Origin of the sequence: Acinetobacter celticus, from assembly GCF_001707755.1 — a bacterium.
GTDB lineage: Bacteria > Pseudomonadota > Gammaproteobacteria > Pseudomonadales > Moraxellaceae > Acinetobacter > Acinetobacter celticus.
Window position 1 is genome coordinate 167,321 of record NZ_MBDL01000001.1, and the last position, 13,716, is coordinate 181,036.

The window sequence follows — 13,716 nt, forward strand, 5'->3', positions numbered from 1 at the left end:
TGAACAAGTCCATAACCTGCATCAGACAAGCTGAATTTTCTCTTTCAATTCAGCTTCATGCTAAACTAAACTCTATTTTTCAGTATCTGATTTCGCGCATATGAGTCAAAAGCCAGATTATCAACCCGGTCAATTCCAATGGTCATTCTTATTACCCCAATATTGGGGTATCTGGATTGGCATCGTGTTTCTGATGATCTTGGCGATACTCCCTTGGGCCATTCAATACCGCTTGGCTACCGTTCTGGGCAATGTAGCATTTAAATATTTAAAATCGCGTCGAAAAATTGCAGTACGCAATCTTGAAGTCTGCTTTCCTGAATGGTCAGCAGAACAAGTACAGGACAAAGTGCGCCAAGTGTTTATCGACCAAATGATTGGTATTTTTGAAACACTGAATGCATGGTATTGCCCTGAATGGTTTAAAAATCGCTTTAATGTCGAAGGCTTAGAACATCTACAAAAAGTGCAGGCAGAAGGTCAAGGCGCTTTACTCTTAAGCACGCATTCAACGCTGTTAGATGCAGGCGGTTATCTCTGTGAACAGTTCTTTAAAATGGGGGTGGTTTACCGTCCACAAAACAATCCGCTTTTAGACATGTTAGTTTACCGTTGTCGTGCAAATATTTTTGAGCATCAGATTGACCATGATGATATGCGTGGCCTGATTCGCTTGTTGAAAAATGGGCAAGCCATTTGGTATAGCCCCGACCAAGACTTTGGTTTAAAACAAGGGGTGATGGCACCATTTTTTGGTGTACCTGCAGCTACTGTCACTGCACACCGTCGTTTAATGAAAATATCAAAAGCAGCTGCGGTTCCGCTGTATTTCTACCGCGATGGGGACATTAAAGACCCACGTTATCATGTGTTACTCGAACCTGCTTTAGACAATTTCCCAAGTGAAGATGAAGTTGCAGATGCCACCCGCGTAAATCAAATTATTGAAAGACAGCTTCGTATTGCACCTACACAATACATGTGGTTTCACCGTCGTTTTAAAACCCGTCCTGAAGGCTTTGAAAAAATTTATTAAGTTCTAACCCCACAAAACAAGAGAGAATAGTGCCATGAAAGTCATGCAACTTTTACCCGAACTCAACAGTGGTGGTGTGGAACGTGGCACCCTTGAAATTGCTAAGGCATTAATTGCCGATGGTCATGAATCTCTTGTGGTTTCAAATGGGGGGCGTCTAGTGAATCAATTAGAAATTGAAGGCTCGACACACTTAACCTTAGCTATCCATAAAAAAGCCTTATCTAGTCTTTGGCAAATTCGTCCACTCAGAAAACTGATTCAGCAACATCGCCCTGATATTGTCCATGTCCGTTCGCGTGTGCCCGCTTGGCTCACCCATTTTGCTCTAAAAGGTATTCCTGCCAATCAACGTCCACACCTGATTAGTACGGTGCACGGTTTTTATTCAGTTAATCGCTATAGCCAAATTATGACGCAGGCTGAAAAAGTCATTGCTGTTTCGGACAGTGTGGTGCAGTACATTCAAGACTATTACAAAAATTGCCCAGCTGAAGATATTGTGCGTATTTATCGTGGGATTGATCCACAAGCCTTTCCACATGGCTATCAACCCTCAGCAGAATGGCTCAATCAAACAATTAAAGATTTTCCTGAATTGGAAAATAAATTTTTGCTGTGTCTGCCGGGTCGCATTACACGTTTAAAAGGACATGAAAGCTTAATTGCACTCATCCAACAATTACATCAGCAGTATCCACAGTTACATGCCGTCGTGGTTGGCGGTGCAGATCCGAAAAAAGTGGCCTATTTACAAGAAATGCAAAATGCCATTCAAGCCAAAGGTTTAACTAACAGAATTACCTTTGTTGGCCATCGTTCCGATATCCGCGAATGGCTAGCCTTTAGCGATGTTGTCTTGTCGCTGTCCAATCAGGCAGAAACATTTGGACGTACAGCCTTAGAAGCACTGTCTGTGGGAACGCCTGTGATTGGCTGGAACCGTGGCGGTGTTGCAGAAATTTTATCTCAACTTTACCCACAAGGTTTAATTGATGTAGATAATCAAGTGGCGTTATTGAAGGCCATACAAAAGCATATTGATGAACCGCAACAAGTCCAACCTGTAAATATCTTTAGCTTAAAAGAGATGTGTGATCAAACTTTAGATGTGTACAAACAAATTCTAAAGTAAATGCCATTCCCAATTACTTTGCTTAGTTTATCAGTATCTGGACGAACGGAGCAGTTGAAAGGCTTTTCAGTCAAGCATCGTGTGCTCAAGCAGTAACGTTGACCATATAGTTTTTAAATTCTTGCATTGTTATCAATAAATACGGCCTCATTTTCCACGCTTAAATAAACCAAACCCGAGTTCTGCATCCTGCAAAACTCGGGCCTATGAGGTTGTGCTTTCACAAGTCTTATTATTCTTTTGGTTGGCGTTCCTGCCCTGCATCATCTCCATGATGGCTTCGATCAGCGTCGTCTTCCTTAGTGGGATATTCCATTCCCTGTTCCATATGCCGATGAAGCAAGAATAAGATATTTTTAAACCGTTGCCTATTCGCTATCAACCGAAATTGTTGTAAGCCATTTCTTACACTTTTCTATTACATGCCTTTCAACAGCTATGATATTTTAGCCATCCTTATAATTTTGGGCGATTTCATCAGTCACTCTTTTTTCTTCTTTTTCTGCTTTTTCAATACCATCCTGAATCGCTTCCTGCGCATCTTGCTCATCGGCATCCGTTTGCTCTAACTGCTGTTGTATCTGCTCAAAAATACGTCCCGTCTGTAAAACCACATAAACTGGAAAATGATCTGAACCTATGTGTGGTAGGCGTTTCATTTGAACCAAAGCAAAATCTGTGCTATGAAAAACATGATCGAGCGACCAACGTAGGAACGGATAGTCCGCATGAAAGGTATTGACATAATGACGACCTACCCGCGGGTCAAGTAAGCCACTAATACGCTGAAACAACCGCGTGGTTCGTGACCATGCCACATCATTCAAGTCGCCCATCACAATACAACTTTTATCTAAATCTTTAATCTGATTCCCAACAATAAGAAGCTCGGCATCTCTTAAGGTTGAGTCTTTCGCTTCGGTTGGACTCGGTGGTTTCGGATGTAAACAATACAGTTGCACAGGTTCGCCTGAAGGCAAGATAACCGTGGTGTAAATTGAGGGAATTTCATCGCTTAAAATGAATTTCACTTCTGTCTGTTGTAAAGCTAAGCGGCTATATAAATGCATACCATACAAATTGTCTAAGGGCACAGGTACACGGTATGGATAATCTTGCTCAAGTGTGGCTAATTCATTTTGCCAAGTCTGATCCGTTTCCAAAGTCAGGACTAAATCGGGTCGATATTTTTCTATTTCAGCGCGTAATAAATGATATTGAGTATTGGTGGTGAGTACATTAGACACAATCAATGAAATTTGGCGTTCAGGATTTAACTGGGTCTTTTTGACTTTTTTAACCTGCTTTTTCCATAAAAAAGTATAAGGCAATACCATTTTCAACTGATAGAGCAAGGCCACAATCAGTCCGATCACAAGTATTTCACGGCTTAAATCCCAAGCTTGGGGCCAAAGCCATAACAAGACTAATGCAATAATACCTAAAGCTAAAATTTGTAAGCGTGGAAAATCAGCTCCACGGAACCACCATTCATCGCGCGGAATCAATGACCAAAACGTCAACCAGATGACCACTCCCGCCAAAATCTCAATCCAAATCATCTTCTTCGCTCAACTTAATATTCTTAATTTTTGAGTGATTCATAAATTTATATCAATTTTGCATGTAACATAAACAAGATATATTGCACAATATAAATGATGTTTTCATTCTGTAGCGCTTGCAGTTGCGCGCTCTTTTGATACACTCAAACCCCTCTTTATTTTTTAACGCACCGAGGCAAAGTGACATGAAAGTAGGTCTGGTCGGTTGGCGCGGGATGGTTGGTTCTGTCCTGATGCAACGTATGGTTGAAGAAAACGATTTTGCTCATTTCGAGCCGTTTTATTTTTCTACCAGTAATGCTGGCGGTGAAGCGCCTGCGTTTGGCGGTAAAACTGCCCCAGCACTTATGGATGCATCAGACATTAATAGTCTGAAGCAAATGGATGTCATTATTACCTGTCAAGGTGGCGACTACACCACTGAAGTATTCCCAAAGCTCAAAGCTGAAGGCTGGAATGGCTACTGGATTGATGCCGCATCTACCCTGCGTATGGATGATGAAGCCATCATTGTACTTGACCCAGTAAATATGCACGTCATTAAAGATGGCTTAATCAACGGGACAAAAACGTTTGTTGGCGGTAACTGTACAGTATCGTTAATGTTGATGGGTCTGGGCGGTTTATTCCAAAATAATTTAGTGGAATGGGCAACGTCTATGACGTACCAAGCTGCTTCTGGTGCGGGCGCGCAAAACATGCGTGAACTAATCAACGGCATGGGTTATTTATATAACAATACTAAAGATTTGCTGGATGACCCACGTTCACCAATTTTGGACATTGACTCTAAAATTGCACAATTACAACGTGGTGAAGGTTTCCCATCGGCAAACTTCGGCGTGCCTTTAGCAGGCTCACTCATTCCTTATATCGATAAACAGCTGGACAGTGGTCAGTCGAAAGAAGAATGGAAAGGTCAAGTTGAAACCAATAAAATTTTAGGCAACCAACAGATTGTTCCAATTGATGGTCATTGTGTCCGTATTGGTGCCATGCGTTGTCACTCTCAAGCTTTAACTTTAAAGCTGAAAAAAGATGTGCCACTAGACGAAATTGAAGATATGTTACGTAGTGCGAACCAATGGGCAAAAGTGGTTCCAAATACTCGTGAAGCGTCTATGACGGATCTAACTCCTGTGGCTGTAACAGGAACATTGTCTGTCCCTGTCGGACGTTTACGTAAACTCAATATGGGCAAAGAATATCTTGGCGCATTTACTGTGGGCGACCAATTACTTTGGGGCGCGGCAGAACCTTTACGCCGTATGTTACGTATCTTAATTGACTATAAAAATGCTTAAATTGATGTAAATAATATTTATAGCTAAAAAAGCCGATCTCAATTGATCGGCTTTTTTATGTGGAATTCTTGTTAATATTTTACAATTCTCCAACATGCCGTTAATCTATCATTTTCGCTATGCGGCAGCGCCTGAGCTAAAGATTAAGATGAATGTATATAACAAATTAAAGATTGCCATTTTAGCCATTATTGCTTCGCAGAACATTCATGCAATTATGCTTGACCCGATTCAAATTCAGTCGGAACCTGGGGAACTTTTGTATGCAGAAATTAATTTTCGTAATGCAGATCCAGATTTATCTTTGCAAGCGGGGCTCGCTTCTGCCGAAGATCTGATTGCTATGGGTACAGGGCATCAACCTCCAGGGCATTTAAACTTTTTTACCCGCAGAGATGGCACAGGTGCAGGCGTTATTACCATTACGTCATCACGCCCTATGACCGATGCAGAACTGAATATTATTGTGAAAATTCAGGAAGGTACTTCTGCACGCCTGCAACATATTAAAACCCCATTAAAACGTAGCACGACCAATTCGCAGCGACTACTTGGGCGCAATGAGCAAGCTCTAGCACCCATCATTATTCGTAATGAGAAAGATATTGCGCTAAATTTACCAACAAGTACGCAATATGCAGCCATCAAACCTATTACATCGTTAAAAACGAGTGAATCACCACTTGCAGTAAATCGAGCAACACCACCCAATTTAATGAATAATAGCAATGCACCAACTGGGGAGGTATCGAACTCGGTACAAATACAAACAGAATCCTCTGCATTATCACCATTACCTAAAAGTGAAGCACCACACCTGACATCTCCAGAAAACGCAACCAACGCATCGGGTACAGTAAATAATGCTTCTGGCAATGTGTCGAATGACCCGTTGGTTAGAAAGTTTGCAGATGAAATGGCGGCCCAAAAAATGGCGACGCCTTCGGCCCAAGCACAACCAACTCCAGAACAATCAGCCACTCAAACTGACCTAACAACGCCTTCGAAAGCATCACCACAATATGTTGTTCAATCCAATGAAACTCTTTGGGGTATTGCTTCACGTATTGCAGCGGAACAAAATCGCCCTGTGGCAGAGGTGATGAAAAAAATTAAGGCCAATAATGAACATGCCTTTATTCATGGTAATGCCAACCTATTACGACGAGGAGTTGCACTCAACCTCGATGCCAATACCATGCCTAAAGAACGCGCCAAAGTGTCTGCTGCAGAGTTAGCCAAAGTCCCATCGACACAAGCAGGGAAAACCAAATACCGTTTGAATCAGGCGGAAATGAGTCTGATTGCAGAGAAAATACAAGATTCGGCTCACGCTTCTGCAAATAAAACCACAGAAACCAACCAAACCTCAAACGAGTTATCATTAAAAGTTATGACAGCTCGTGAAAAAACCGTTAAATTACAGAGAAACGTAACCCATTTAGAATTGGCGTTAAATCAGAAGGATCATAGAATTCAATTATTAAATACTCGACTTGCCCAGCTACAGCAACAACTGAAAGCACGCCAGGTAGAGAAAAAGCCAACAAACTAAATGTTACATATGATGATTCAAAAGGATGAGCACACCCTAGCAACGCTCTATCCTCAAGGGGTAATAACATGCTGATTTATGTGATTCCATTTTTGATATTACTGGTTGTTTTGGTGCTTCTAAAAAAACGCCAAGATGCGCAAGGATCGGATAAAGCAACTGTAACAACTGCGACACAAAAAGCCAAGGCAAAAAAAGCCAGCTCGTCCGCAAAAATTGCACCGAACAAAACTCAGCCTGTTGAAAACACAGTCATTGAAAAGAAAAAATCTAGTGCATTATCTGAGGATACTCGCGCCAAAATTGAAGCGTTAATTCAAGAGCGCAGTTTCTTTTCAGCAGAAGCACAAATTAATCAGGCATTAAAGAAAGACAATTCTCAGCATGAGCTTTATCTCTATTTGTTAGATATTCATATTTTGCAAAAAGATGAATTTGCCATCAGTCAGCTGTTAAACCATCTACAATCATTAGAATTAGATGAAATTTTACCGCAAGCTGAAGCAAAAAAAGCCAATTTTGAGCAGTCTCAAAATAAAGCAGATGAAACAATTAATTTTGTTAGCCCATCAATGCATACTGAATCTGCATCTATTGCTCAAAAGCAACAAAACAATGCAGATTTTGATGCTTTAATGGCAAGCGCGGCACCAGTTGCTGAAGAAAAAACGGCTTTAAGTTTTGATCAAGTACAGGATACAGCACCTCCAAAGACAGATTTTTCACAATCTGTGGCGCCTGTAACCAATGACATTAAACCCTTAGATTTCAATTTATCATTTGATTCTGCACCGAAAGCTGAAGCACCTGCACCAATCGATGCACCTTCAATTAATTTTGACTCATTCTCTGTTCAAGAAACTCAACCAGAAGTACAAGTAGAACAGCAAACACCGACTGCTGAAGTTAAACCTTTAGATTTTTCTTTAAGTTTCGCACCTGAAGCGAAAACTGAGCCAGAAAGCTCTGCTCAAGAACAAGTCCAACCTCTGGATTTTTCATTTGCAGTTGAAAAAACTGAGCCCGTAGAAGCACCAGCTATCAGCCCTTCTCCACTCAGTTTTGATTTGAGTTCGTTGGACACTGAAACTTCTGTTCAAATAGCGCCAGACGTTGAAAAAACAACATCTACAGATCTCAGTTTTGAGACTAGCCATGCGCAGGTAACTCCAGTCTCTACTGCTGACCAAAATGATCCTTTGGTGCAATCATTCCCTGAGCTTGTTGAAGCGAATGAAATTACAATGAATTTGGAACTTGCACAGCAATATCTCAAATTAGGTGCTTTTGACGCGATGCGTGAATTACTGGCAGAAAAGGAAGCTGAGTATTCAGCTGAGCAACGCCAGCAAGCAGATTTGTTACTGAATCAAATCGCATCTTAAATCAATTCCATTTAAACTAAAGCAGTCATCCTTGACTGCTTTTTTTATGATGAAAAAAATAGCTTTGATTTACATGGGCGGCACCTTTGGCTGTATTGGTGATCCCCTAAGCCCCATGCCTGCTGAACAATTTATCCCCAAGCTTCAGCATGTCCTACCTTTGCATCTTGAAATTGAATGTTTTACTGCCCCTGTTATTCGCGATAGTAGTGCCTGCATTGCCAGCGACTGGTTACAGTTACTGGAACAAATTCAGCAATTACAGCGACAGCAACAGTATCATTATTTTGTGATTATTCATGGCACAGACACCCTCAGCTACGCCAGTGCCGTTCTTGCGCGCCTTACGGGGCATTCTGCACACATTGTACTCACAGGAAGCCAATATCCGTTGTTCAATGTTCACAGTACGGACAATCGTGAATTTAGCGATGCCATTGATAATCTTAATTTCGCTTTAGATGCAGTAGTGCAAGCACCTGCCGGTGTCTATTTGGCGTTTCATCACCAACTCCTACACGCCTCAACAGCTCTAAAAGTACATACCACAGCCTTGAATGCTTTTGCAGGAACAGAGAGCACCCAAGCGCTGACAGTTGATTTACATCCACTTATTGTACATGAGCAATATATTGAAAAAGCACGCCACTTTAACTGCCTAAGCTTAATGTTACAGCCCATCTCACCTAAGTTACAGTATGACAATTTAAAAGCCATTACTGAGCATCCACCGCATGCACTCATTATTCAAGGTTTTGGTACAGGCAATTTTGCAGTCAATTCTGAAATTATTGCGCTCTTACAAAAGTTACGACAAAAGGATTGTGCCGTCATTATGACGACACAAGTGCCATTTGGTGGGATAGATCAGCGCTATGCCGTCAGCCAGTGGATGGTGGATGCCAAAATTCTGATCAGCAATTGCCATAGTCATGCAGATCTTTATGCAAAAGCCCTAAAAATGTATTTACAATATGACACTGTAGACCAATGGCAGATACATTGGCACGATGAAAGTTCAAACTGAGGTGAATATGCAGCGTTTTGCAGTGGGTATAGAATTTTGTGGCATGCAGTACAAAGGTTGGCAAACCCAACAAGCAGGTGTACTTACCGTGCAGGAAACTCTAGAAAAAGTCCTGAGCAAAATTGCTAATGAACCGATTTTACTCCATGGTGCAGGGCGCACTGATGCAGGTGTGCATGCCACCAATATGGTCGCACATTTCGATACTGATGCAATCCGCCCCTTAACAGGCTGGTTAATGGGTGCCAATAGCATCTTACCCAAGGATATTGCAATTCAATGGATTAAGGCCATGGATTCCGACTTTCATGCGCGCTTTAAAGCCCAAGCACGTCGTTATCGTTATGTGGTCTACAATCATCCACAGCGCCCAGCTTTACTGCACAAGCAAGTTACGCATGTATATTCGCCACTCAATACTCAGAAGATGATTGAGGCAGCCAAAAAATTTGAAGGTATTCACAATTTTGAAAGCTTTCGAGCAGCAGCCTGCCAGTCCAATCAACCTGTCCGTCATGTGACACATTGTCGTTTAATTCAGCATGGCCATTATTTAGTTTTAGATATTCAGGCCGATGGTTTTTTACATCATATGGTTCGAAATATCATGGGTTGCCTCTTAGAAATTGGTCAAAATATGTATAGCATTGACCATATTGACGAAATTTTTGCAGCTGAAGATCGCCAAGCTGCTGGTGTGACAGCACCACCAGATGGTCTATATTTTATTCATGCAGATTACCCAGAACAATTTGAATTACCCAAAATGCCATTGGGGCCACATTGGCTGAATATGCCTGAGTAATTTATTTTTATTGTGTAAATTTATTCCCCGCCCAGCCTCTTTTTAATAAAGGAGAGGACATTTCAGTGTCACGCCTTTTTTAAAATAGAAATGAAAAATCCCTCTTTTTAGGAGGGACTTAGGGTGGGTGCTTTTATCTAATTAACGCTGCTTACGTTTTCTATATTCCACAGGCGTTTCATTGGTCCAGCGTTTAAAAGCACGGTAAAAAGTACTTGGCTCAGAAAAACCCGTCAGATAAACAATTCGTTCTACACTTTCGGCGGTATTGGCTAATAATTTTTTCGCCAAACGACAACGGTAATCGGACAAAATCTGCTGAAAACTAGTATTGGCTTCACTTAATTGTGTGCGCAAACGTCGTGGCGTAATGCTTAATTGCGTTGCCACCGTTTCTAATGTGGTATCCCCACTTTCTAGCGTCGAGCCAATTGCACGGCGCACTTCCCCAACTAAATCATAACGTGCCAGCTCTTGTAACTTTTCTATTGCCAATTGCTCATGTAATTGTAATAGCTCAGGTTCTGCTTGCCACAATGGATGTTCCAAAATACTTGGGTCAAAATACAAACGAGTTTCTTTCTGACCTAAGCTCACAGGGCATTCATAAACACGGAAATATTCTTCATCGGGCGCGCCCTGTGCAAAATTAAAATCAATATAGATCGGTTCAAAATGACCTTCTGTAATGAATTTAAAAAAGCGCAAAATACCCGACATAGCACATTCAGAAAAATGACGATTCACAATATTCTCAGCCCAAGGTTGTACACCATTGGTGAGATAACAGCGACCATCTTCCAAAATTAATTTTGCATGAAAAGCATCACTGATCAGACGTTGGTAAGCCAGCGCCCGTTTAAGCCCTTCCCCAAAATTTTCGGATGAAACAAACAAATGTTCTATGACTTGGCCACGGTAAAGAGGCAAATATTCCCCCAAATGTAAGCCAATATCTGAGTCCTTACTGACTTCTTCAGCAGCAACCCAAAATGCATACTGGGCATTTAGTGGTGTACGATCATTGGCTTCGACTTGTCCTAAGGCGACACCCGCTTTCGTTAAAATTTCTTCCGTTGGTAAACCTGCACGACGAATTGCTTGGTAACCCAATCGCAATACGACGGATGCATCAGTTAGTTGCCCCACTCCAGAACCTTCCTTGTATGTACGTAGTTTATACTTAAAAAGATTGAATTTAGATTAACTGTGATTGACCGAACTGACAACATACTTAAGCATTTTTTTGTAGAAAAAATTTAACAGGGTTGTTCGCCTATTTTACTGGCAGATGGTCATTCTAACGGCCATTTCATCTTGTTTTTAGCAAAAAAATTGACTATAATTTGCGCCTTTCCAATTTATTCATTCAGGTAGGCTATGGCCAATAAAGAGGAACTCATCGAGTTCGAAGGCGTTGTCACCGAGACGCTTCCTAATACTATGTTTCGTGTACGTTTAGAAAACGGTCATGAAGTGATTGCCCACATCTCTGGTAAGATGCGTAAACACTATATCCGCATTTTGACTGGCGACAGTGTGAAAGTAGAAATGACACCTTATGACTTAACTAAGGGTCGTATTACTTACCGTGCGCGTTAAGTTTTAGTGAAAGCAAAAAAGCCACTTTTTAAAAGTGGCTTTTTTATACTCATCATTTATTGAATCGGTTAGTGCTCATTCAATGCATTGGTTTTACAGCCAATGGTTGCACACTCTCTTAAGCGTTCACGAAGCCAGTTATTACGTTCTTGTGTGGTACTTAAACGGCACTGCACATCAATTCCTGTCGGTGTTGTACAAGCTGCATCTCTATCACGAATCCATGCTAATTGTGATTTTTTCAAAATCGTTTTTTGATTATTTGACAGCTTGCCACGTAAAGCTTGATAGTTTTTATTTAATTCCTCATCTGCACTTGCATACAGCTTATTCGTGCAATACACATCATCATACGTGTTTCGCGCATTTTCACAATTGTCCGCAAAGGACAATTGACACAGCATAATACCCGCCACCAGCAATAGCATTTTTTTCATTGTTTCTTCCTTTATTTTTACTCTTGATCTTGAGTGTATAAATTATTTTAGTTTTTACAATAAGCCAATTTCAATAGTATATTTCAATCAATCAAAAATCAGCATAGACATATCAACAAAAACATCTGCGCTCAAAATTCCTCTTTCAGCCAATAAGTAAAAATTTTAGATCTTTATACCGTGTATCGAATCACAACAATCGTCTATCAAATATCTGCCTAAACTTATTTTATTTGGTGTGAGAATGATTGATGAAATTCACGCTCTCTTATAAACGGCCTCTTGGCCTACTTTCGGTACTGTTCTTACTCATCGGCTGCGCATCTTCGCCAACACTGTCTACAGCGCAACGTGAAGCGTATTTACAGCAATTTATTGGAAAGTCTAGCCAAGAAATTCGTACACAATTGAATTTAAACCAGATCGGTTATCAGCAAGCCGATGCCCCTGTGCTAAGTGCTCATCGTTTAACTTATACAGTGGCGCGTACCATTAACATTCCAATCCCTATGGCGCAAAACCCTGCAATGGGAATGGGGGCAGGAACGGTCGTACCTATACCTGTAGGTTCAGCAACGCAAAGTTATGATGTTCACTTAAACTGTCAAATTAGCTTTATTTTAGAACATGATATTGCCAAAGCGCTACAAATGACTGGGCGTACTTGTTAAACCACCCTCACATGACTTATAAAGGTGGAGATATAAAAAAACGCAGCCTTTAGACTGCGTTTTTTATTTGCTTAAAACTTGGTGTTTAGTTCAAAGCTGCTACAACAGCTTGACCCATTTCCACAGTTCCTACTTTATTCATACCTTCGGACATAATATCCGCAGTACGTAAACCTTGGTCTAAAACAGTACCTACCGCATCTTCAATTGCTTTTGCCGCAGTTTCTTCGCGGAAGGTATAACGAAGCATCATCGCTACAGAAAGAATGGTCGCCAATGGGTTTGCTAGGTTTTGACCTGCAATATCGGGCGCTGAACCATGACAAGGCTCGTACATGCCTTTGCCATTTTCATCTAGTGACGCCGATGGCAACATACCAATAGAACCTGTCAACATCGCAGCTTCATCAGACAAGATATCGCCAAATAAGTTACCTGTTACAATCACGTCAAACTGTTTTGGTGCACGCACCAATTGCATGGCTGCATTGTCTACATACATGTGGGATAAATTAATTTCTGGATATTTTTCTTCTTTCAATGCCGTCACTGTTTGCTTCCAAAGCTCAGTCACTTCTAGAACATTGGCTTTATCGACAGAACATACTTTACCGCCACGTAAGTTCGCCATTTCAAACGCAACTTTGGCAATACGTTTAATTTCTGATTCTGAATAAACGTCGGTATTGAAACCTTGCTTCTCGCCATTTTCTAATTCACGAATCCCACGAGGTTGGCCAAAATAAATACCCCCTGTTAATTCACGCACAATTAAAATATCTAAACCAGAGACAATTTCAGGCTTTAAACTTGACGCATCTGCCAACTGTGGATAAAGAATAGCTGGACGTAAATTTGCAAATAAATTCAATTCACTACGAATTTTTAATAGACCACGTTCAGGACGAATTGACCGTTCAATGTTATCCCATTTTGGACCACCCACAGCGCCCAATAAAATTGCATCGGCTTTTTTTGCTTGTGTAGCAGTGATCGCTGGATACGGTTCGCCATGAGCATCAATTGCGGCACCACCTAACAAACCCTGTTCCCAAGTCAAATCTAAATTAAATTTTTCATTAATGCGTGTAAGCACTTGTTCAGCGGCTTTTACAATTTCTGGGCCAATACCATCGCCAGCTAAAATCAAGATTTGTTTTGACATGAGGGGTTCCATTTATAACGTCAGTGATT

13 protein-coding genes are annotated in these 13,716 nt (G+C 41.1%); 9 read left to right on the top strand and 4 right to left on the bottom strand.

The window, feature by feature from the left end; all coding sequences use genetic code 11:
- Window positions 1-100: 100 nt before the first annotated feature.
- Both lpxL and BBP83_RS00775 read left to right on the top strand, forming a co-directional pair.
- Window positions 101-1,036 (top strand): LpxL/LpxP family Kdo(2)-lipid IV(A) lauroyl/palmitoleoyl acyltransferase, encoded by a 936-nt coding sequence (gene lpxL / locus BBP83_RS00770; RefSeq protein WP_068885523.1) that lies wholly within the window; start codon window positions 101-103, stop codon window positions 1,034-1,036.
- A 34-nt stretch (window positions 1,037-1,070) separates the two neighbouring features.
- Window positions 1,071-2,171 (top strand): glycosyltransferase family 4 protein, encoded by a 1,101-nt coding sequence (locus BBP83_RS00775; RefSeq protein ID WP_068885524.1) that lies wholly within the window; start codon window positions 1,071-1,073, stop codon window positions 2,169-2,171.
- A gap of 446 nt (window positions 2,172-2,617) precedes the next feature.
- On the opposite strand, the gene BBP83_RS00785 is transcribed toward BBP83_RS00775, so the two are convergent.
- On the bottom strand, window positions 2,618-3,733 hold the full coding sequence (locus BBP83_RS00785) for an endonuclease/exonuclease/phosphatase family protein (protein ID WP_068885525.1): 1,116 nt from the start codon (window positions 3,731-3,733) through the stop codon (window positions 2,618-2,620).
- 188 nt (window positions 3,734-3,921) lie between these two features.
- Between BBP83_RS00785 and asd the strand changes: the two genes are divergently transcribed.
- The 5 genes from asd (at window position 3,922) to truA (ending at window position 9,812) form a co-directional block, all read left to right on the top strand.
- On the top strand, window positions 3,922-5,040 hold the full coding sequence (gene asd / locus BBP83_RS00790) for an aspartate-semialdehyde dehydrogenase (protein ID WP_068885526.1): 1,119 nt from the start codon (window positions 3,922-3,924) through the stop codon (window positions 5,038-5,040).
- A gap of 148 nt (window positions 5,041-5,188) precedes the next feature.
- Window positions 5,189-6,595, top strand: coding sequence for a type IV pilus assembly protein FimV (locus tag BBP83_RS00795; protein ID WP_068885942.1), 1,407 nt, complete (start codon window positions 5,189-5,191; stop codon window positions 6,593-6,595).
- A 68-nt stretch (window positions 6,596-6,663) separates the two neighbouring features.
- A complete protein-coding gene (locus BBP83_RS00800; protein WP_068885527.1) occupies window positions 6,664-7,980 on the top strand; it encodes a fimbrial protein FimV in 1,317 nt (438 codons plus the stop codon).
- Between the two features lie 46 nt (window positions 7,981-8,026).
- Window positions 8,027-9,007 carry an asparaginase domain-containing protein gene (locus BBP83_RS00805; RefSeq protein WP_068885944.1) on the top strand — a complete coding sequence of 327 codons (981 nt, stop codon included), beginning with the start codon at window positions 8,027-8,029 and terminating at the stop codon, window positions 9,005-9,007.
- 7 nt (window positions 9,008-9,014) lie between these two features.
- Entirely contained in the window at window positions 9,015-9,812 is a 798-nt protein-coding gene (gene truA, locus BBP83_RS00810) for a tRNA pseudouridine(38-40) synthase TruA (protein ID WP_068885943.1), read from the top strand.
- A 141-nt stretch (window positions 9,813-9,953) separates the two neighbouring features.
- Here the strand turns inward: truA and BBP83_RS00815 are convergent, their stop codons facing one another.
- Window positions 9,954-10,961 carry an AraC family transcriptional regulator gene (locus BBP83_RS00815; protein WP_068885528.1) on the bottom strand — a complete coding sequence of 336 codons (1,008 nt, stop codon included), beginning with the start codon at window positions 10,959-10,961 and terminating at the stop codon, window positions 9,954-9,956.
- A gap of 231 nt (window positions 10,962-11,192) precedes the next feature.
- Between BBP83_RS00815 and infA the strand changes: the two genes are divergently transcribed.
- Window positions 11,193-11,414, top strand: coding sequence for a translation initiation factor IF-1 (gene infA / locus BBP83_RS00820; RefSeq protein ID WP_001284370.1), 222 nt, complete (start codon window positions 11,193-11,195; stop codon window positions 11,412-11,414).
- Between the two features lie 68 nt (window positions 11,415-11,482).
- On the opposite strand, the gene BBP83_RS00825 is transcribed toward infA, so the two are convergent.
- Window positions 11,483-11,851 carry a lysozyme inhibitor LprI family protein gene (locus BBP83_RS00825; protein WP_068885529.1) on the bottom strand — a complete coding sequence of 123 codons (369 nt, stop codon included), beginning with the start codon at window positions 11,849-11,851 and terminating at the stop codon, window positions 11,483-11,485.
- Window positions 11,852-12,102: 251 nt separating this feature from the next.
- Between BBP83_RS00825 and BBP83_RS00830 the strand changes: the two genes are divergently transcribed.
- On the top strand, window positions 12,103-12,522 hold the full coding sequence (locus BBP83_RS00830; protein WP_068885530.1) for a hypothetical protein: 420 nt from the start codon (window positions 12,103-12,105) through the stop codon (window positions 12,520-12,522).
- An 85-nt stretch (window positions 12,523-12,607) separates the two neighbouring features.
- On the opposite strand, the gene leuB is transcribed toward BBP83_RS00830, so the two are convergent.
- Window positions 12,608-13,687, bottom strand: a complete 1,080-nt coding sequence (leuB, locus tag BBP83_RS00835) for a 3-isopropylmalate dehydrogenase (protein WP_068885531.1) — start codon at window positions 13,685-13,687, stop codon at window positions 12,608-12,610.
- Window positions 13,688-13,716: the final 29 nt, after the last annotated feature.